The following is a 20,054-nucleotide window of genomic DNA, read 5'->3' as shown; positions in this document are numbered from 1 at the left end:
AGGAAGGGCTGCTGCATAGCTCTATAGTCTTTTTAAATGTCCCTCGACCTGTTATTGTCTTTGCAGCAATTACAAGTACTATTTATGCAGCAGCCCTTATATAAAGGAATTTACCGGGGGACCTAGCTTATAAGCCACTTTTGGAATCTTTCATATACAGCGTCGTAGTTTTTGACCCACCAGTCAACATCTATATATAATTGAGTTTTTTCCAATTCGGGAGATGATGCAAGTGCGGAAATCTGTTCCTTGGTCATCAGGTCATATGCCTTGGTATTTGCCGGTGCATTCCCCGGATATTCAACAGCATAATTTGCAATCACTTCCGGCGATGTCGCAAAGGCTATAAAGTCCTGCGCCATTTCTACGTTCTTTGAGCCTTTACCGATTACCCATGCATCTCCTGTCAGAATTGCTTCATTTGTTTCCTTTTCAATAGGCTGTCCGTCCTTCTGGGCTGCAATAACACGTCCGCCCCATACCGTTCCCAGTGCGGCATCACCGCCTGCCACCAGCTCAACTGACTGTGCGCCGGAGGTCCAGAAGGTTACAATATCGCTCTTGTGAGCATCAAGATATTTAAATACCCTGTCAACATCAATTGGATACATATCTTCTTTTTTTACTCCGTCTGCCAATAATACCGCCTCAAACATTGACATCGGATTCGTATAAAGAGTTCTTTTTCCCGGATAAGTATTTGAATCAAAAAATTCAGTCCAGGTTTTAGGATGTTTATCACTTGAAATCTTTTCAGTATTCCATGAAATGCACAGAGTTGAAATTTCCGCCGGTACGGAATATTCTGTTATAAAGCCCTCGACCAGTCCTTCCTTTGAAATAACATTGAAATCCAGCTTCTCAAATAAATCCTGTGCAATTCCGCGCGGAACGAAGTCACAGTCAACATCCCAAACATCAACTTCCATATTCCCCGCCTCAACCATTGACTTAATTTTTGCCGGATCCGGATCAGTCGTTTCTTCAACTGTACATCCGTATTTTTCCGCAAAGGCATCAAAGATGGTTTTTTTCTGTGCTTCCTGAATCGCACCGCCCCAGCTGCACACCACAAGACTCTTTCCAGACCATTTTTTATCACCCGCAACCTCTTCGCCTTTTCCGCAGGCTGCCGTTGCAGCTAACATTGATATTGACAAGACTACTGCTGCGACTTTTTTCATTATTTTCATTTTCGTATCCTCCCGTATATAATTTTTATCTTCCTACTACAACCATGTCTTCCTCAAGAATACCAAGATTGATGCTATCCCCTACATTAAGTGACAGGGAATATTGTGTAAAAACCTTCACCTTCATACTCTTTCCGCATTCAAGCCTGACCTTGAGCTTTAAAACATCTCCCACATAAACCGCCTGCTCAATTTTTGCCTTCAGCCTCAGGCCATTGAAGGAATCATCAACCACCTTGACCTTTTCAGGCCTTATCACAACATTTATGGAGTTGAAGGAGGTATATTTTTTTGATTTCTGCGGCAACCTTACCAAGTTGTCTCCATACAGCTTTATGCCGATATATGAAGGCTCAACCTTGACTACAGGGCATTCAACAACATTTGCCTCACCTATGAACTTTGCAACAAAAACTGAATTCGGCCTTTCATAAATTTCAACAGGAGAAGCTATTTGTTCAACCATGCCGTCCTTCATAATGCAAACTTTCGTGGCCATTGTCAGAGCTTCCTCCTGATCATGGGTTACTGAAATTGTTGTAATTCCCAGTGCATTGTGTATTTCCTTGATTTCAAGCTGCATATGCTTTCTCAGCTGTTTATCCAAAGCAGCCATAGGCTCATCCAGCAGTAAAACCGGAGGATTGAAGACCAGTGCTCTTGCCAGCGCAACCCGCTGCTGCTGCCCGCCTGACAGCTCTCTAGGATATCTTTTTCCATATTCTCCCAACTTGACCTTGTTGAGCATTTCAGCTACTCTTTCCTTCTTTTCAGCTTTCTTTACTTTTCTTATACCCAAAGGAAAAGAAATGTTTTCGTTAACTGTCATATGAGGGAACAATGCATAATTCTGAAAAAGCATTCCGATATTTCTCTTATGAATGGGCTTTCTTGCAATATCCTCTCCGTTAATCAATATGCTTCCGCTTGATGTATCCTCAAAACCCGCAATCATTTTCAGCAGAGTTGTTTTCCCTGCTCCGCTGGGGCCAAGAATTGTAAGGAAATCCCCATCCTCTATTTCAAACTTTACATACTTGATTACATTTGTCTGTCCATAATCCTTACATACATTTTCCAGCCTGATATTAGCTCCCATAATGGCTTCCCCCTTCTCACCGGCCTCTTTATAACAAAAGGCACTTGAGTTTTTTCTCAAAGCGCCTTTGCTTTTCTTTACTATCTTTCTTATTCCTTTCCTTTTCAGCCTATGAAAAAAGCGCTTTGAGTTTTATACCCAAAGCGCCTTTGCTTTTCTTCTATTATTTGATTTTTAATTCCTGTACAGCCTATAAAAAAAGCACTTTGAGCTTATAATAACTCAAAGCACCGTTGCTTTATATTAATTATATTTCGTTGCTGTTTATGTAACTAGTATAATTTCTTTTTTTTGCTGTGTCAAGAATTAGTTTATGTAAATAAAAATCTCTATAATTAGTAACAAATTTTAATATTTTTTAATCTGCAGTTTTAGTACAATATACTATTTAAGCTTGCAGCACAAGACTATTTCACCCATATATCCTAAGCATTTCTTTATATTACAATTTTTATAAAATACTATCTTTTTAGTTTACCGTAACTATTCAAGCCTTAAACAATTTTTGTTGTCCAGTCCTCCACATTCCATACATCTGTAACCCAATCCTCATAAAATTCCGGCTCATGGCAAACCAACAGTACTGTGCCTTTAAATTCCGCAAGTGCCCTTTTCAGTTCCTCCTTCGCATCCACATCAAGATGGTTTGTAGGCTCGTCCAATATCAGCCAGTTTACCTCCTTCAGCATCAGCTTGCACAGACGTACCTTTGCATTCTCTCCGCCGCTCAGCACCATCATCTGGCTGGTAATATGCTCAGTTGTAAGGCCGCATTTTGCCAGCGCTCCGCGTACTTCGGCATTCGATAGCCCGGGGTACTCCTTCCATACCTCTTCCAATGCGGTTTTTGTATTATAGCGTTCACCCTCCTGCTCAAAATAACCGGGATACAAATAGTCATCAAGTACAACCTCTCCTCCAAACGGCCTTTGAATTCCCAGCAGAGTTTTAAGCAGAGTGGATTTCCCCAGTCCGTTCACACCTTTGACTGCAACCTTCTGTCCGCGCTCCAGAGCTATGTTCAGCATACCTGTCAAGGCTTCTTCATATCCTATTATAAGATTGTCTGTCCTGAATATATATCTTCCAGATGCACGGGCTTCCCTGAACTTGAATATCGGCTTGACCTTCTCCTGCACCTTATTGATAAGCTCCATTTTGTCCAGCTTCTTCTGTCTGCTTTTAGCCATATTCGCAGTAGCCGCTCTTGCCTTGTTTCTTGCGACAAAGTCCTCAAGCCTTTCGATTTCCTTCTGCTGCTTTTCATATGCCTGCTGAGTCTGCTGCTTTGAGAGCTGATACATTCTCTGAAATTCGTCATAATTACCTGCATACCTTGTCAGCACAGCATTTTCCACATGATAAATAACATTTACCACATCATTCAGAAACGGAATATCGTGAGAAACCAGTATAAATGCGTTTTCATAATTTTTCAAGTAATTTTTCAGCCATATTATATGGTTTTCATCAAGAAAGTTCGTAGGCTCGTCCAATATCAATATCATAGGGCTTTGAAGCAGAAGCTTTGTAAGTAATACCTTTGTTCTCTGCCCTCCGCTCAGGTTGGAAACATCTGTCTCAAGTCCGATATCCCCCAGTCCCAAACCATTTGCAACCTCCTCAATCTTTGAATCAAGAATGTAAAAGCCGCTGTGCTCAAGCTCATTCTGAAGCTCACCTACATCCTCCATCATTGAGTTTAATTCACTTTCAGAAGCCTCACCCATCTTTTCGTATATTGAGAGCATTTCCTGCTCGAGATCAAACATGTGCTGAAAAGCCTCTCTCAAGGTCTCACGTATGGTTTTCCCCGGTGTGAGCACAGTATGCTGATCCAGATATCCGGTGGTTATTCTGTTGCACCACTCGACCTTTCCCTCATCCGGCATAAGCTTTCCGGTAATTATATTTAAAAATGTAGACTTGCCCTCCCCGTTTGCCCCTACAAGGCCTACATGCTCACCCTTAAGCAATCTGAACGAGGCATCCTCCAATATGGTTCTGGCGCCGAAGCCATGACTTACGTTTTCTACTGTTAATATACTCAAATTTACTCCTCCACACAAAAAAATCAACATTATAATTATACCGATTTATAAAATATAGTAAAGTAAATTTGTCTGAAAACGATCAAATTAATCCTTCAACTTTTTATTTTCAGCAAAAATTTCACGATATCCCTCGAAAACCGCCTCCACATTATCACAGCCCATAAGCTGAGACATCATGCAAATGCCGTCCGCTCCTGCCTTCAGCACTTCATTCGCATTGCTTTCACTTATCCCTCCGATTGCAAATACCGGAATTGAAACCGCAGAGCATACCTGCCGGAGGAAATCAAGCCCTCTTGGCGGAACACCTCTTTTGCAGCCAGTATGGAAAATATGCCCTGCTATTAAATAATCCGCCCCCATTATTTCAGAAAATTTCGCTTCCTCTGCCGAATGAACGGAAGCACCTGCTTGTCTGAAGCCGCTCAGCTCTTTCCGGTGCTTCAGAAATATTTCAGCAGGAAGGTGAATATACGAAGCTTTCAATTTTCGAGCAGCAGCTATATATGAATTTATTACCAGCGGTACGTTATATTTTCTGCATATTCCCTCACATTCCAATGCCAGCTGCTCATACTCCTCAAGCGGCAAATCCTTTTCCCTCAGAATTATACTATATGGCAAAGCTTTTGCTATCTGTTCAATACGCTCAAGAAAATTCCCCTTGCAAAGCAATCTGTTTGTCACACAAATAATCAATTATACTGACCTCCATTCACCGATGCCGCCCGCAGCTTTTTGATTGTGAAGAAAAAAATAATGCACGAATTGTAAACTTCTCATTTTTAAGCTGATATTTCCGGCGTAAATTTTACATCTTCATACTCTGACATAATCGGTATACACCGGCTGCAAGCCTCTCGAAAGTATCATTTGATGTATAGCGGCAACATCTCGTGGATCGGATATTTCAAATTGCTCATCGCCTTTTGCTTCTGAATCGTGCCCTCCCACACTTACCTTCACACCTGCAGAAACCTTATTTGCCGCTATGCCTATAACATTATCCCTGAATTCAGGACTTTCCCTCGTTGAAATTGTTATACCTGCAAAGGGCATAAGCAGGCGGTAAGCCAGTATAACCTGCAAAAGCTGAGATTCATGCACATTTCTCGGATTATTTCGGGAATTATTGATATAAGGACGCAGTCTCGGTACAGAAAAGGAAAGCTCGGCATGAGGATATTTCTGCTGCAACAGATAGGCATGAATACCTGCTGCAAAAGCATCTCTTCTGAAATCGTCCAAGCCCAGCAAGACACCAAGGGCAACTCCGCGCATTCCGCCTTTTATCGCACGCTCCTGAGCATTGAATCTATAAGGGAAAACCCTCTTCGGCCCCCTTGGATGCATTTTTTCATATGTCTCAGTATTATAGGTTTCCTGATAAACACAGACAAAATCGGCGCCGCATTGCCTGATATATCTATACTCCTCCGTATTGAGCGGAAAAATTTCAACGCTTATTGTTGAAAAATATTTGCGGGCAAGCTTTATTGCCTCACCTATATATGCAACATCACACTTTCGCCGCGCTTCTCCGGTTAATATCAGGATATCCTTTAAGCCTGTTTTGGCAATAGTTTTAAGTTCATCCTCTATTTCTTCAAGGGATAATTTCCCTCTTTGGATTTTATTTTTGCAGTTAAAACCGCAGTATACGCAATTGTTTTCGCAGTAATTTGATATGTACAGCGGTGTAAATAAGGAAACAGAGTTTCCAAAATGCTTTCTGGTTTCGAGCCTTGCCTTCTGAGCCAATTGCTCCAGATAGGCTGCCGCCGCCGGAGACAGTACAGCTGCAAAGTCCTCCACAGAAAGTGCCTCCCTTTCCAGCGCGCCTTCCACATCCCTCACCGTATATTGGTTATAATCATATTTTTGTGCCATATTCAGCACTTTGCTCATAATGTCCGAATCTATGGCCTCCATGCCTTCTAAATGATGCATGATACTGCTTTCCCTGCTTGTCATACAGCCTCACTCCTTTTACGCAACAAATGTTATCTCAAGCCAAATCCTCCAGAAATCCCGTCAAAGGACTGGATGCCTCCGCCTTATAATCAAGCACACGTCCAAGACCTGCAAGGTAAGCCGCTCTGCCCGCCTCAACGGCAAGCTTGAAGGCCTTTGCCATAACGGAGACCTCCTTTGCGGTTGCAATAGCTGTGTTTGCCATAACTGCGGCCGCACCCATTTCCATTGCTTCGCAAGCCTGTGAGGGCCTGCCTATTCCTGCATCCACTATAATAGGCAGATTAATTTCATCTATCAGCATTTTAATAAAATCCCTCGTCAATAACCCCTTATTACTGCCTATTGGCGCACCAAGAGGCATAACAGCGGCAGCTCCGGCATTTTGGAGCGCTCTTGCCGCATTCAGCTCAGGATACATATATGGCATAACAATAAAGCCTTCTTTTGCAAGTGTCTCCGTTGCTTTTACAGTTTCATAATTGTCCGGCATCAAATACTTTGAATCATTAATAACCTCAATTTTAATAAAATTACCGCAGCCGATTTCTCTTGAAAGTCTGGCAATTCTTACAGCCTCCCCGGCAGTTCTTGCCCCTGATGTATTCGGCAGCAGCACTATGTCCTTAGGAATAAAATCCAGTATATTCCCTTCTCCTCCTATATTTGCCCTCCGCAGTGCAACGGTTATCATCTCGACATCTGCATTTTCTATTACCGCCTTTGTCATATCAAGCGAAAATTTGCCTGAACCCAGAATAAATCTGGATTTGAATTCATGGCCTCCGATAACTAATTTATCTGTCATTTTAACCTCTCCTTGTATAATAGCTTTTCAAGCCTCTTCTATTCCCAATAACAGGCGCAGAACCATATTTGCCTGATGTGCCGCACATATCTGTACTCTGGGTGCCATCAGCCCGCTGCCTGTTCCGGCTTCGTTTTCAAAATCACCGCATACATAAAGATTTTTCATTTTTCTCTCGGTTCTTATAAGATTGGAGCTGTGATAGCCGGCCATTCCTGATGCCGCTACCACCTTAATATTATGTAACCGTTCAAGAACAGTATTTACAAGCACAGCCTTTGCTTCAGGATTGTCAAAGGCCTCACATATCACATCATATCCGGCAAACAATTCTTCTGCATTTTCCTCTGTAACTCTTACATTTTTTATTTTTATATTTATAAACGGATTAATTTCCTTAAGCTGTTTTTCAAGAGCAATTGTTTTAGGCAAACCCAAATGGCTTATGTAATAGCTTTGCCTGTTCAGATTGCTCGGCTCAACCACATCAAAATCCACCAGCAGCAAGTTCCCCACACCCGTTCTGGCAAGCATGACCGCAACATTTGAGCCTAATCCTCCCAATCCTGCAATAGCAACTCCAGCTGCTTTTACCCTAGCATGTACCCGTGGGGTATGCCGTGCCGCCATCATCCCTTCCAGCTGTTCCTGCCCTGGTATGACCCCCTTTTGTATAATAAAAAGCTCATCCCCTTCAGATAATTCATAGTCCCCGGATGTCTGATATCCGTTAAGGATTATTACCTTTTCTGCACTTATGTTTCCGCACAGCTCATATACATACCGAAATTTCGTTTCAATCTCCTGCCCATTTATTTTAATATACATTTTATTTCCATGCTCCTTTTACGCAAAACAGCATAGAAAGCTGCCCGCCACCTTTCCAATTTTTAATTACCCGTTATTCCTGTTAATTTATCCTCATCCTCCTCCAACAAAGCTGACAACTTCCACGGAATCCTTTTCACTAAGCAAAACCCCGGCATACTCTGCTTTCGGTACAATATCTCCGTTTAGCTCAACCGCTATCCGGGAAATATCATATTTGTTTTGCTGTAAGAATAAAATTAACGGCACTTCCTTTTTAAAGATAATTGTATTCCCATTTAATTTCATCACAAGCATCCTTTCCAAGTTTAAAATACAAGCCAAAACAAAAAGCACGAAAAGAATTACACCCGCGGTGGTGTACCCCTTTTCGTGCTATATTGTACGAAACTTAATAAATAAATTAATTTTTTATGTATTATATCACAAGAGGCACCGTCACGTAAACCCCTTGTGATATTTTTATCCTGCTCGCCTTACAAAACAGCTATCCTGCTTTTTACAGAGTATCTGACTGTTGCTGAGCCTCATCTTTATTTACTTCTTTAATTATATCCTCCGGTTTATTAATACCGCCTTTTTTCAGCAAATCCAAAACATTAAGTCCGGTAATTGCTTCAACACTCTCAGGAAGCTGAGAAATAATATCTGTCACATAGCCTGTAACCTTTGCGGCACCTTTTGCTTCTCCGCTGCTGCCATTGTCGACAATAACAATCTTTTCAGTCTTAGCCAGAGGACTGGCTATTGCATTTGCAATTTCAGGCAGCTTTTCAATTATCATCTGCGTAACAGCCGCATCATTATACAGCTTGAAGGCTTCCGCTTTTTTCAGCATAGCTGATGCCTCAGCCTCACCCTTTGCCTTGATAATTTCCACCTCAGCCATACCTTCGGCTCTCTTTGCCTTTGCCTTAGCTTCACCTTCCATTTCTATCGCTCTTGCTCTTGCCTCTGCAGATGCGAATTCCTTGTACTTATTAGCATCCGCAAGCTTTGTAGCCTGATAGTTATCTGCATCAGCCTGCTTTTTGATTGTCGCTTCCAGTTCCTTTTCTTTTCTGAGTGCTTCCTGCTCTGCCAGCTCTATTTCCTTCTGCTTTTTGGTTATTTCAACCTGCATTGCCGTTTCGGCAACTTCCTTTTTAACAATATTCGCCTGTATCTCGTAAGCAAGGTCGGCATCCGCTTTTGCAGTCTGCTGATCCTTATTGTAGGATTGAACCTTAAGCTCCTTATTTTTATTTTCTTCCGCAATCTTTGTTTCAGACTGTATTCTTGCAGCCTCTCCTTCTCTGTTGGCCTCAGCGGTCTTTACCTTTGTCTCCTTTGTAGCTTCTGCTTCTGCAATCTGGGCATCTCTCTTAACCTCAGCAATTCTTGGCTTTCCAAGTGCCTCCAGATATCCGTTTTTGTCAGATATATCCTTGATGGTCAATACCTTCAGCTCAAGTCCCATACTTTGCAGCTCTGTTGCTGCGACACCCTGAACATGTGATGCGAAGGTCTCCCTGTCCTTGTATATCTCCTCAACCGTCATTTTTGAAACTATTTCACGAAGCTTACCCTCAAGTACCTGCTGTGTTGTCTTTGCAATAATACCCAGCATATAATCCAAACCCTTTGAGGTATTAAACTGCTCTGCTGCCGATAAAATAGACTCTTTATCGGATTTAACCTTAACAACCGCCACACCGTCCGCAACAATTCCAACACCTTGTGAGGTAAGCGCACCGTCTATTCTGATATCAATCTGCATATTTTCAAGAGATATAACATCAATTCTTTCAAGCAAAGGAACAACAATACCGCCGCCGCCGGTTATAACCCTTCTGCCTCTGAAACCTGTAACTACCAGCGCCTTATCCTGCGGCACCTTTTTGTACATGTTGAATAAGCTGATAATTAAAACAAATAAAACTATTACAATTATTACCGGAATTAAATACACTGAAAAATCTCCCATTTTTTAATCTCCTTTTATTTTTTTTACAAAGCCTAACCGGCATGGTTAACTGAGCCAAAGCTCAATTTGCCGGTAAAAGCTGAGTTTTTAGATACCGGGTATTTCACTTATATAAAAAATATTGCTCTCTATCTTGCATATAACAACTTTCTGGCCTTGTCTGACAGCCTTTTCCTCAATGTGCTTTGCAGGTGACGTAAACCTGATAGAGTTTACTGTGTACGTAATAGTCCCAAAGCCTTCAGCAAGTATATCCGTCGTAACTTCTGCCGCCGTTCCTATCAATTCATTTCTTGAAACATCAGAGGTGTTTTCGCTTCTGTAAATAGGCTTTGCTATAAAATTGTAAAGAAGCGTTGAAACAATTATTCCCGAAGCAGCTGAAAATACCAAGGTAATGATATCGTTCCACTTAAAATAGCTTTCTCCTAATATTCCTATACCTCCAAAAACAGTTAAAAAGGAAACAGCCACTATCGGGTTCAACAATAATGCGAACCAGGATACAATGCTATGCGATACTCCCGAGCTGCTATCCGCAGAAGATCCATGCTGCCCTTCAATGCTTCCGGCATGGCTTGCGTCAGCGGAATGCATTGCGTTTCCTCCATCTGTTTGAATATGTCCGCCGTCTAGGCTTCCACTGTCCATATTCCCATGCATACTCACATCACCGCTGAAATCCCCGTGTGAATGCAATGAACCGGTAACTCCGCTTATAATTAAAGAAACAAGCGTATAAAAAACACCTACCAAAAAAACTATTACGTAGAAATCAGACATATCTTAACCTCCTTCCCTATAACCTAGTGACAATGATATGTAATTACAAATATTTACCACATGCACAAATTATAATATATCCTATAAGGTTCCACAAGAACCGCCGCAGCATGTTTATATTCTAATTATACTATAATTTGCGCTTAAAATCACAAGAATTATCAGGTTATTATGTAAATGCTATTATCTTCGTTTCTCTTCAATTATCGCCCTAGTCCATTCACCGCACACAAATGTATATATGGCTTCTACAAAAAAGTCAATTACTATCGGCTGAAAACCGAAAAAGGCACCTGAACTTGAAGTAATACTCCAAAATCCAGTGCCTTTTTGTATTCTTGCATATAATTATTTAGCCTTCTCCAGTGCATTGTCCACTGCCTTGGCTATTCCCTTGCAGGTTTTTGTGGCACCTGCCACAGCATCTACTTCCGTAGACTGGGTTTCCACAATCTGCTCAATTACAACCATGGAATCCGTCAAATAAGGTTCATCTTCGTTATTCTTGCCAATTTCCACATCCGCAATTTTACTATCCTTGACTGTTACATTTACATGAAGGCCTTTTTTATATCCCCGTGCCACTCCCGAGTATATGCCGTCCTTAATCTTCCCTGCCTCCGCAGACTGACCGGCAGCTTCCTTCTTTACCGATGAATTATCTGTTTGTTCTGTGGAACAGCCGGCACTAAGAAGTACCAGCATTATGGCTGCACACGCAAAAAAGCGTTTATTTTTCATATATATTCTCCTAAATTTAATTTTTAATCTTTTCCTTTCGTGCATGGGTTTTGCAATACCGCGGCTGCTTATGCTTCCTGTCATTAAAATATTTTTTAAGCCTAAGGATAACATAGGCTGAATAAATAGCCGTATATCCCAGAATGCCCAAAACATAATTACCTCCCAAATTCCATCTCGGTATAAACAGAATCATCACATGCACATAAATCAGAATATAAAAAGGATATGCCAGCCGCTGCAAGCTTTTCCACTTATGTGCACTCATTTTGCGCCGTACCTTTGAAAAGGAGGTAATAAACAGCGGTATCATAAGCACCAGCAGCACGATGGTTACCACCGAGGCAGCCGCATATTCCGGGCGCATATCTCCCGGCCTTGTAAATAACATTGGAAAATAGGACCAACCATAGATAAGATTGTGCCCTAGTGTCAATATGGAGGCCACAATGGATAATTCAGCACGAATCTTGAATAATGCCCTTACGGCCGGCCGTTTTTTATCCAGTGCGCCAATAAACATTACAACAATAAACAGTGAGGTAGCAAAGGAACCTCTCTGAAAAACAGACAAAATATAGGTTTGAATCCAATCCGGCCATTCTACGGAAAATTCCAGTAAAATATCCGCGATTAAAAAGATTACCATGCAGACTGCCACTGTGTAAAATCGTTCAGGGTATTTTTTAAGAGCATTATGGAATACAAATATGAAAATGAATACTTGCACCAGTCCCAGCAATAGCAACATTTTTTTCTCCTCTCTTGCATTTTTAAATAAATGCTAATTGAATGGACCTCTGCCCGCATTCGGCAGGGCAGAAGTCCATTTGCATCAGAAGCTATGTAATGATTATTTTGATTTTACATAGGGTGCATATTTTATAAGTACTGCATCCCAGTCTCCATCTTCCGAGGCTTTCTGAGCCGCCAGAACAACTCCTCCGTCGGCGGCGGGCTCTGCATGGATGTGCAATTCATAATCTGTGCCTTCAAAATTACGTTCCCACAGCAAATTACCGGTCTCATCTATACAGCCAAGCCAGCCGCGCATACCTTCAGAATCAGGCTCAAGAACCGATTTGTAATGAACCTCTCCCGAAAGCAGATAAGTTCCGTCGGCAGCTCCTCTTAAGGAGGTTACAAATATTCTCGCAGTATCACCCTTATCGTTACTGTAATCTTTCTCCCAAATCACATTACCGTTTGCATCCAGCTTATACAGAGACAGGCTGGTAGCCTCTTCCTCGGCAGTTTCCTTCATACCGTCGGCAGCAACCATAATTCCTCCGTCCTTTGCCGGCGTCATTCCTACAACCCATGGTCCATGTGCATTAATAAGCTTTGTCCAAAGAATATTTTTATTTTTATCAAGCTTGGTTACAAAAACACTGCCTTCATCCCAATTGTCGGACAATCCTTTAAACATTCCGTCCGCAGGAAGAACCTTTTTTGTTTTTTCCTCTGTAGGGAGATTCATGATGCCGCCAATTAAAATACTTCCATCCTCTAAAGCAATTGCCTCATGCAAGGTGTCGTTTCCGCTGCCGCCATAGAGGTTTACTGATACAAGCTTCCCCTGAGGATCTATTTCAAGCAGGAACCCATCAGTGCCTCCGATGTTTCTGCCCTTAAAATCGCCGTCATTTGATGCTGTATTCCCAAGTAGTAAAAAGTTCCCGTTAGGCAATACGGAAGGATAGCCGGACCCGCTCCACATATGCCCTGTAAATACATCATATCCGCTGCCTCCAAAGGATTTAGCCCAAATTATGTTTCCTTCTTTGTCAAACAGTACAGCCGCCGCATTGGTATCAGGCTCTCCTGCCGCCGCCGCGGTTTCCTTAAAGAACGGTTCCGCCTTTGAGGTTGTGCTGCCCACAGCCAGATATCCGCTTTTGGTTTCTATTACTGCCTGCAAGTGGGTGTCAGGAATCTGCTTCGCCCATTCCTGAGTACCGTCTGCCTTATATTTTAAATACACAGCCGTTTCACTTTTATCCGCATTTTCAGAATTTCCTACGGCAATATAGCTTCCATCCGATGCAACGGCAGCGCCAAACATTCTGTCATCCTTCTTATCCGGACCATTATATGTAGATATCCATTCTATTTCAGATTTTACTTCCTTACCGGCTGCAGTGTCATCTGCCTGTGATACCTTCGCAGCAGAAGTGTCCGCAACAGACTCCTTGCTGCCTTCCTCAGATGAGCAGCCTGCGAGCATAGACAAGGAAATCGATAATGCCATGCCAATTGTAACCGCTTTTTTTAAATTAATCTTCATTTTTCCCTTGTATGATGTAATTATAATTAATCACATCTATACCTTCCTCTCTATATTTTTTATTAATACCTTGTTTGAAATTGAGGACCTTTTATTTTAACCTATGGCTTTGACCTGTTTATGTGAATGTGCGCCACAGCGTTATCCTAATATTCTGCAGCCGGGCAGCTTCAGAAATCTCATGATAATGCTTAACCGCCATATGGCATCAATTCTCTCAGATTGTTTTTGTAAACTTTCCCGTTCAGTTCATAAAATAATGATCAATGCTTTAAATTCCAATCAGCATAGTTTAGTCCTCTGTATTCAGTTTTGTAATGCAACTGTTGCTGTCATGATTACTATGCAGTTTCCTGTTCCGGCCAAGCCTCTCAAAAGGCTTACCGCTCTCATTGATGCTCATAGCCGGATTTTTAATCTTTTCACTCGAGTGTTAGATTAATCTAACATTTAATATTATATGGTTGACTATAACTTCTGTCAACTATCTGCAATAAATTTTTCTTAATTCTTGAAATAAATTCCCTTTTCCTTTAATATAAAAGCATAAGCTGAGCGAGGTAGCAAATTTACCTGCTGCGGAATTGCGGAGGATTTGAAATGGAAAAACTCACTTTTACGATGGAAAATTACCTTGAAGCAATTTATGAACTTTCAAAAGCAGGGAAGGGAGTACGAGTATCAGATATCGCCGAACGTCTGGAAGTTACAAAAGCAAGCACCAACAGTGCTATGTCAACGCTTGCAGAGAAGGGTCTGATTATAAGGGAGAAATACGGTGAAATATATCTTACCTCTGCCGGAGAAAACTGGGCGGAATTCACATCAAAAAAGCATCATATTATCCGGAAGTTTTTTATGGATATCCTTAAGATAGACCATGATACCGCGGACAATGATGCCTGCTCCATTGAACATGTTATCAGTGCAAAATCCATTGAGGCTATGCAGCTTTTTTTACAGAACTACGAGAGTAATAAATAAATAAATTAATCAACCTTTGCAGTTTTTGTAAGATGTGTAAAGCAGAGATATGAAACCAAGACGGTTATGAATTACCGGTGTTTGCTTAAAAGGGCAAAAAAGCCGGCACACAGCTTTAAATTTTTTTATGGCTGTACGCCGGCTTTATAAGCTTTAGTTTCAGATTCCCGGAAGCAAGGTATTCTTTTTGACAGGTTGCTTATCCAGTCCCAGAAACCGCTTCAGATTTTCTGAAAATACTTTCTTTTTAACATCAGTACCAATTGATAGCTTATCATATATTTCATTATCTCTTTTTACCCAATCCTTAGTCCATTTTGAGTTGTAATTGTCCAGATTGCAATCGCTGCCGAAAATAATATTGTTCTGGACATCATATCCAACCTTAAAAAGCTTTGTCAGCAGCTCTTCCCTGTAGATAGGAGGAGTTCCCGGAGTTATGTCAATAAACATTTCAACCGACAAGTCAGGACGCCTCGAATAGGCATTCTGGATTTTGCCATAGAGGGCGATGCACTCATCAATCCATGGCCAAGACGCATGAGCAAGTGAAAATTTCAATCCGTCGATTTGCAGCAGAGCCTCAAACCCCGCCGGCCTGTTGTATTGTGATGAAACCGCTCCATCCCATAAAATTCCCGAATGGAATAATATCGGCCTGTTTATACCTGCTATAGCCTCAAATACCCTAAAAGCCTTTTTGTCATCGGGATAAAAATTATTGCATATTATTTTAAATCCCCTGACACCATATTCCTCCGCAAGCTTAACCTGCTCCAAGGCATCCTTTTCAATAGGATTTATCCAATAAAAGGGATACAAATTGCTTCCGGCTTCCTTACACTCAAGCAGATTGTCCAAACGCTCCTTCTGCCCGAAATATCCAAAGTTCATTGTTTCCGGAGGCAGGGATAATATAATTCCCCCGTTAATTCCGGCCTCGCTGAATTTTTCAGCTAATCCAGCCTTATCGATTGTTTTATTAAATATATGAATATGTCCGTCCAGCATCAATATTCAACCTCTACAGGCATTCCTGTCTCTGACGATTCCAGCATGGCAATTATGGCTAAAGCAGTTTTTCTTGAATCCTCAAGAGTTACTCTGAATTCCTTGCCATCCACCAATCTGTCTATAAAATCACGGATACTTTCATAAGAAAGGCCCTTGCATCTGTCAAATACCATATTAGATACTAATATATCCGGTGTTACAGCCTTTTCATCAGTTACCAGATGTATTAAGTTATGGCTTGATAAATCAAGGCTGACCATACCCTTTGTACAAAGCAAACTGAATTTGAAGTCATTGATATTTGTATTGCCGTTCGGAGTTACCCATCCATTCTCCATATGTGCAATTCCGCCGCGTTCAAATTCAATGGTAGTCAAATATATATCAGCCGTATCAACACCGAGGGCTTTTAATATACCTTCCTTTTTAATTGAATACACTCTTTTAACCTCATCATCAAAAATCCAGCGCAGGGTGTCCAGACTATGACTTCCCAAGAACCAGAGGATTGATGATTTTGACGCCCATTTCAGCATGTCGGTGGCAACCCATTTCACATCGCTGTGCCTTATATATGCCGTATAGGGTTCACCCAGCTTGCCGGATTCCACCTCCTGCTTGGCTGTATTAAAAGGAGGGTTCCATCTGTTGTGCAAGTCTACCATACAACGCACGCCATTTCTCTCAACAGCTTCACATATTCTGCCGATATCCTCTCTTGTTGTTGCCAATGGCTTCTCAATCAACAGATGCTTTTTGCAGTCGGCAAACTTACAAGCAATATCAGCATGCAGAAAATCAGGTGTTACAATTGCAACAGCATCAATATCACTCTTTTCTGCCATTTCATTATAGTCGGTGTACACTTCTCTTATGCCGTACTTTTCCGCTATGGCTCTTGCCCTGACCTCGTCCTTATCACAAATAGCCACCGGGTCTGCAAATAGATGCTCTGCATATATTGATGCGTGTGTTTCCCCCCAAGTGCCTGCCCCAACTATTCCCATTTTAATTTGTTTAATTTCCATGCATAATCCCTCCTGATTTATTGTTTTACAGCACCGGCCGTCATTCCGCTGACCAGATGCTTTTGTAATAATAAGAATAAAACTACGACAGGTAAGGTAATTAATACGGAGCCTGCCATAATAGTTGCCCAATTTGTAGTGTACTGTCCCTGAAAGCTGGCAATTCCCACCGGTAATGTCCAGTTCTTATAATTTTTCATAAAAACGCTTGCAAACAGGTATTCATTCCAGCCTGTGATAAATGAGAACAAGCCTGTCGCCACCAGCCCCGGAGCTGTCAGCGGTATGATTATTGTGGTAAATAACCCGAATCTGTTTGCTCCGTCTACCATTGCCGCTTCGTCTATGCTTGCGGGAATAGTATCAAAGAAGCCCTTCATCATCCATGTGCAAAACGGAACTGAAAAGGTGGCATATGCTAAAATAAGTCCCAAATGAGTATCAAGCAATTTCAGATTACTCATTATAATGTAAAGGGGTACGATAAGAAGTGAGCCGGGTAATACCTGTGAAGTGAGAATTGTATAAGTTAAAGCACCCTTACATTTAAATTTGAATCTTGAAAGGCCATAGCCTCCCAGTGATGCTATAAGCATGGCGAATATTGTGGTGAATACTGCAATAACCGCACTGTTTGCAGTCCACTTAATAAAATTAAAGCTTGAAGAATTTTTTGTCAAAATTTCGATATACCCGCTGATTGACGCTTCTACCGGTACAAAGGTGGGCGGATAGCTGTATACCTCATTGGCAGGCTTGAAAGAAGTTGAAATCATCCAGACGAAAGGAAATAGTGTAACTGCGCATAATAATATTGTTGCGGCAATAATTAATATATGCGGTATTTTTGATTTTTTCATACTTCCTGCTCACCTCCTTTTAAAGCTTTGAAATATATAAAGGTAAAAATTAATGAAAATACCAGCATAATCATACCTGCGGCAGATGCCTTGCCAAAATCAAAGTACTTGAACGCATTTTGCTGAACATAAATCGTTAATATCTCAGTTGCTCTGGAGGGCCCGCCTTTTGTTAAAACATAAGCTATTGCGTAATCCTTAATAGTCCATATTATCAGGAGCAGGAAAACTATCATTGAGACCGGCTTTATGGACGGAATTATTACATGTCTTATCTTGTGCAGGGAATTGGCGCCATCCATATCAGCTGCTTCAAATAAATCCTTAGAAATGCTTTGCATTCCGGCCAGCAGCATAATCGCGACAAAGGGGAAGCCCTTCCATATATTTACCACCATTGCCGCAGGCAAGGCTACGTTAACATCCTGTAGATATGCTATATTCTGTGATAAAATATTTGCATTATTTAATAAAAAGTTTATAATACCATAATCCCTATCGTACATAAGAATCCAGACCAGGCAGGCTACTACCTCCGGCACTGCCCATGGAATAATCAGCAAGGATCTTGCCAGACCTCTTCCTTTAAAAGCATGATTCAATAGCAAAGCCGCTAAAAAGCCTAAAATAAATCTTGCAGTCACCGTAACAACCGTATAAAATACTGTTACCTTAACAGAATTGAAAAAATATTTGTCAGTCAGAACCTTGCTGTAATTGTCGAATCCCAAAAAATAATTTCCGTCAGCAGACGGTTTTGCTATATACCAATATTGAAAGCTCATAATTGCGGCCTTGATAATAGGTATGGCCAAGAAAACAAACATTATTATCACTAAGGGGGCTATAAAAAAATACGGTGCATAATCCTTCTTTTTTTTCTTCTTCTTGTTAATATTTTTCATAAGAAACCTCGATTGTCAATTTAATATAATATAATACTTATGTTATCTGATATCACCTATCCCCTCTAAGCCTTACTACACCTGAAATGCAGGTGCGGTTATATATAAAGCTCTTACAACCGCACCGACTCAGGCTATTTGCTTACTTTCTCGACATGACGTCTTTAATTGCTTTTGCAGCTTCATCCAGCTTTGTCTGAGGATCTGCCGCCTGTTCTGAGAACATAGCCTGTCCTGCATCCAGCATGATTTGGGATATTTCACCCAGCTGAGGAATATTGGGGTCAGCAACTAAATTAGTATAATTATTCTTCATAAAATCAACAATGCCATATTCAAGGGAATAGTTTTTGATATATTCATCACTTGTCGAATAGTCCAGATTACTTGGAATCATACCGCAATCGGCAATAATTTTCTGTGCGTCCTCCGATGCCATCCATTCCAGGAATTTCCAAGCCTCTTCAGGATGCTTGCAGTTTTTGCTTATCATTGTTACCAAAGGATAATTAGTCGGATTCGGCTTATAATTTTTTCCTTCATATACTATGTCAAATTGAGGTATTATGCCGATATCATCCAACAGTGATGTATCTCTTGATTTTGTCATACCAACGAACCACGGGCCGTCCATATTGAAGGGGACATCCCCGTTCCAGAACATTTCACGGGAATCCTTCTTATCTGTGACCAGCTTTACTGCCTTGTCCTTAACAATAAGGTTCTGCCACCATTGAGCCGCCCAAACATTTTCTTTTGAATTAACATTGACATTATCAGCTGTATAAGGCCCTGTTTCCCCATTTGGGAAATACAAACCTCCGGATACCGGTCTGGCAATTAACCTGTTCCATTCACTTACTGTAAAAGCATGTGTTCCTGAAACAACACCCATAGCATACTTACCGTCACCTGTAAATTTCAGGCAAGCGTTTCTGAAATCCTCTTGAGTTTTTATTGTGTCAGCATCAATACCGGCTTTTTGCAGCAAGGATTTTCTATAAAATATCCCTGTCGTTCCCCATGCATAGTCTGAAATAGCCAATACCTTGCCATCCACCGTACAGAATTCCTGTCCTACCAGCTTGTCCTTCAAGCCTGATTTTTCCATATAGCTTGTTAAATCCACAAATACACCCTCCGGACGAATGACATTATATGTGGAAATATTTTCAGGATAAACCTGTATCATATCACTTTCATTACCTGCCAGAATTTCAGTTGTAATATTATCCCAGTAACCGTCATAGCCGGCGCCAAAGATTTCAATATTAATATTCGGATTTTCTTTTGTATAAGCGGCAATCAATCCGTCAATTGCCTTCTGATGGGGTTCTTCAACATACACAGATGTAGAAAAAGAGAGTGTAATCTTTTCACCTGAATTTGCTGTCTGTGCTGTCTTGGTGTCAGTGGACCCGGAATCAGAACTTGTCCCTGAGCCTCCGCAGCCTGCCAACATACCAACAACCATAGTCATTGTCATGCATAATGCTAATAACCTTTTTTTCATTGTTGTAACCTCCATTT

General features: G+C 41.2%; 19 protein-coding genes. 1 reads left to right on the top strand and 18 read right to left on the bottom strand.

Going from position 1 to position 20,054, the window contains the following annotated elements; genetic code table 11:
• Positions 1–122 precede the first annotated feature (122 nt).
• The 13 genes from LY28_RS05365 to LY28_RS05305 form a co-directional block, all read right to left on the bottom strand.
• Positions 123–1,193, bottom strand: a complete 1,071-nt coding sequence (locus LY28_RS05365; protein ID WP_110461161.1) for an ABC transporter substrate-binding protein — start codon at positions 1,191–1,193, stop codon at positions 123–125.
• Between the two features lie 25 nt (positions 1,194–1,218).
• Positions 1,219–2,292, bottom strand: coding sequence for an ABC transporter ATP-binding protein (locus LY28_RS05360; RefSeq protein ID WP_110461160.1), 1,074 nt, complete (start codon positions 2,290–2,292; stop codon positions 1,219–1,221).
• Positions 2,293–2,786: 494 nt separating this feature from the next.
• Positions 2,787–4,343 carry an ABC-F family ATP-binding cassette domain-containing protein gene (locus LY28_RS05355; RefSeq protein WP_110461159.1) on the bottom strand — a complete coding sequence of 519 codons (1,557 nt, stop codon included), beginning with the start codon at positions 4,341–4,343 and terminating at the stop codon, positions 2,787–2,789.
• 87 nt (positions 4,344–4,430) lie between these two features.
• On the bottom strand, positions 4,431–5,045 hold the full coding sequence (locus LY28_RS05350) for a thiamine phosphate synthase (protein WP_110461158.1): 615 nt from the start codon (positions 5,043–5,045) through the stop codon (positions 4,431–4,433).
• Between the two features lie 120 nt (positions 5,046–5,165).
• On the bottom strand, positions 5,166–6,320 hold the full coding sequence (gene thiH / locus LY28_RS05345) for a 2-iminoacetate synthase ThiH (protein WP_110461157.1): 1,155 nt from the start codon (positions 6,318–6,320) through the stop codon (positions 5,166–5,168).
• Between the two features lie 34 nt (positions 6,321–6,354).
• Positions 6,355–7,128: a thiazole synthase gene (locus LY28_RS05340; RefSeq protein WP_110461156.1), complete on the bottom strand. Its 774-nt coding sequence runs from the start codon at positions 7,126–7,128 to the stop codon at positions 6,355–6,357.
• 27 nt (positions 7,129–7,155) lie between these two features.
• Entirely contained in the window at positions 7,156–7,956 is an 801-nt protein-coding gene (gene thiF / locus LY28_RS05335) for a sulfur carrier protein ThiS adenylyltransferase ThiF (protein ID WP_110461155.1), read from the bottom strand.
• Between the two features lie 93 nt (positions 7,957–8,049).
• Complete coding sequence (thiS, locus tag LY28_RS05330; protein WP_110461154.1) at positions 8,050–8,244, bottom strand: sulfur carrier protein ThiS; 195 nt, start codon at positions 8,242–8,244, stop codon at positions 8,050–8,052.
• A gap of 211 nt (positions 8,245–8,455) precedes the next feature.
• Positions 8,456–9,922 carry a flotillin family protein gene (locus LY28_RS05325; RefSeq protein ID WP_110461153.1) on the bottom strand — a complete coding sequence of 489 codons (1,467 nt, stop codon included), beginning with the start codon at positions 9,920–9,922 and terminating at the stop codon, positions 8,456–8,458.
• Positions 9,923–10,009: 87 nt separating this feature from the next.
• On the bottom strand, positions 10,010–10,705 hold the full coding sequence (locus tag LY28_RS05320) for an NfeD family protein (protein ID WP_110461152.1): 696 nt from the start codon (positions 10,703–10,705) through the stop codon (positions 10,010–10,012).
• A 348-nt stretch (positions 10,706–11,053) separates the two neighbouring features.
• Positions 11,054–11,446: an FMN-binding protein gene (locus tag LY28_RS05315; RefSeq protein WP_165835502.1), complete on the bottom strand. Its 393-nt coding sequence runs from the start codon at positions 11,444–11,446 to the stop codon at positions 11,054–11,056.
• A 16-nt stretch (positions 11,447–11,462) separates the two neighbouring features.
• Positions 11,463–12,197 carry a ferric reductase-like transmembrane domain-containing protein gene (locus LY28_RS05310; RefSeq protein WP_110461150.1) on the bottom strand — a complete coding sequence of 245 codons (735 nt, stop codon included), beginning with the start codon at positions 12,195–12,197 and terminating at the stop codon, positions 11,463–11,465.
• A gap of 102 nt (positions 12,198–12,299) precedes the next feature.
• Entirely contained in the window at positions 12,300–13,733 is a 1,434-nt protein-coding gene (locus LY28_RS05305) for a hypothetical protein (protein WP_110461149.1), read from the bottom strand.
• Positions 13,734–14,333: 600 nt separating this feature from the next.
• Between LY28_RS05305 and LY28_RS05300 the strand changes: the two genes are divergently transcribed.
• The gene (locus LY28_RS05300; RefSeq protein ID WP_110461148.1) at positions 14,334–14,717 is read left to right on the top strand and encodes a metal-dependent transcriptional regulator; all 384 of its coding nucleotides are present in this window, start codon (positions 14,334–14,336) and stop codon (positions 14,715–14,717) included.
• Between the two features lie 159 nt (positions 14,718–14,876).
• Here LY28_RS05300 and LY28_RS05295 read toward each other — a convergent pair whose 3' ends face one another.
• From LY28_RS05295 to LY28_RS05275, 5 genes are all read right to left on the bottom strand, one after another.
• The gene (locus tag LY28_RS05295) at positions 14,877–15,728 is read right to left on the bottom strand and encodes an amidohydrolase family protein (RefSeq protein WP_110461147.1); all 852 of its coding nucleotides are present in this window, start codon (positions 15,726–15,728) and stop codon (positions 14,877–14,879) included.
• On the bottom strand, positions 15,728–16,759 hold the full coding sequence (locus tag LY28_RS05290) for a Gfo/Idh/MocA family protein (RefSeq protein WP_110461146.1): 1,032 nt from the start codon (positions 16,757–16,759) through the stop codon (positions 15,728–15,730). The genes LY28_RS05295 and LY28_RS05290 overlap by 1 nt, the downstream gene beginning before the upstream one ends.
• 17 nt (positions 16,760–16,776) lie before the next feature.
• Complete coding sequence (locus LY28_RS05285; protein WP_110461145.1) at positions 16,777–17,619, bottom strand: carbohydrate ABC transporter permease; 843 nt, start codon at positions 17,617–17,619, stop codon at positions 16,777–16,779.
• The gene (locus LY28_RS05280) at positions 17,616–18,524 is read right to left on the bottom strand and encodes a carbohydrate ABC transporter permease (protein WP_110461144.1); all 909 of its coding nucleotides are present in this window, start codon (positions 18,522–18,524) and stop codon (positions 17,616–17,618) included. Before LY28_RS05280 ends, LY28_RS05285 begins: the two co-directional genes overlap by 4 nt.
• 142 nt (positions 18,525–18,666) lie before the next feature.
• Positions 18,667–20,037, bottom strand: a complete 1,371-nt coding sequence (locus LY28_RS05275; RefSeq protein WP_110461143.1) for an ABC transporter substrate-binding protein — start codon at positions 20,035–20,037, stop codon at positions 18,667–18,669.
• Positions 20,038–20,054 lie beyond the last annotated feature (17 nt).

It is taken from the genome of Ruminiclostridium sufflavum DSM 19573, assembly GCF_003208175.1.
GTDB lineage: Bacteria > Bacillota > Clostridia > Acetivibrionales > DSM-1351 > Ruminiclostridium > Ruminiclostridium sufflavum.
The sequence above is the reverse complement of the archived record's forward strand: the minus strand, read 5'-3'. Positions and strand labels throughout refer to the sequence as shown.

Excerpts from the sequence above, each read along its gene's own strand:
- LY28_RS05340 (WP_110461156.1), bottom strand. The coding sequence starts at position 7,128 with ATGACAGATAAATTAGTTATCGGAGGCCATGAATTCAAATCCAGATTT.
- thiH (WP_110461157.1), bottom strand. The coding sequence starts at position 6,320 with ATGACAAGCAGGGAAAGCAGTATCATGCATCATTTAGAAGGCATGGAG.
- LY28_RS05320 (WP_110461152.1), bottom strand. The coding sequence starts at position 10,705 with ATGTCTGATTTCTACGTAATAGTTTTTTTGGTAGGTGTTTTTTATACG.
- LY28_RS05285 (WP_110461145.1), bottom strand. The coding sequence starts at position 17,619 with ATGAAAAAATCAAAAATACCGCATATATTAATTATTGCCGCAACAATA.
- LY28_RS05300 (WP_110461148.1), top strand. The coding sequence starts at position 14,334 with ATGGAAAAACTCACTTTTACGATGGAAAATTACCTTGAAGCAATTTAT.
- thiF (WP_110461155.1), bottom strand. The coding sequence starts at position 7,956 with ATGTATATTAAAATAAATGGGCAGGAGATTGAAACGAAATTTCGGTAT.
- LY28_RS05305 (WP_110461149.1), bottom strand. The coding sequence starts at position 13,733 with ATGAAGATTAATTTAAAAAAAGCGGTTACAATTGGCATGGCATTATCG.
- LY28_RS05315 (WP_165835502.1), bottom strand. The coding sequence starts at position 11,446 with ATGAAAAATAAACGCTTTTTTGCGTGTGCAGCCATAATGCTGGTACTT.
- LY28_RS05325 (WP_110461153.1), bottom strand. The coding sequence starts at position 9,922 with ATGGGAGATTTTTCAGTGTATTTAATTCCGGTAATAATTGTAATAGTT.
- LY28_RS05310 (WP_110461150.1), bottom strand. The coding sequence starts at position 12,197 with ATGTTGCTATTGCTGGGACTGGTGCAAGTATTCATTTTCATATTTGTA.
- LY28_RS05275 (WP_110461143.1), bottom strand. The coding sequence starts at position 20,037 with ATGAAAAAAAGGTTATTAGCATTATGCATGACAATGACTATGGTTGTT.
- LY28_RS05295 (WP_110461147.1), bottom strand. The coding sequence starts at position 15,728 with ATGCTGGACGGACATATTCATATATTTAATAAAACAATCGATAAGGCT.
- LY28_RS05365 (WP_110461161.1), bottom strand. The coding sequence starts at position 1,193 with ATGAAAATAATGAAAAAAGTCGCAGCAGTAGTCTTGTCAATATCAATG.
- LY28_RS05360 (WP_110461160.1), bottom strand. The coding sequence starts at position 2,292 with ATGGGAGCTAATATCAGGCTGGAAAATGTATGTAAGGATTATGGACAG.
- thiS (WP_110461154.1), bottom strand. The coding sequence starts at position 8,244 with ATGAAATTAAATGGGAATACAATTATCTTTAAAAAGGAAGTGCCGTTA.
- LY28_RS05290 (WP_110461146.1), bottom strand. The coding sequence starts at position 16,759 with ATGGAAATTAAACAAATTAAAATGGGAATAGTTGGGGCAGGCACTTGG.
- LY28_RS05280 (WP_110461144.1), bottom strand. The coding sequence starts at position 18,524 with ATGAAAAATATTAACAAGAAGAAGAAAAAAAAGAAGGATTATGCACCG.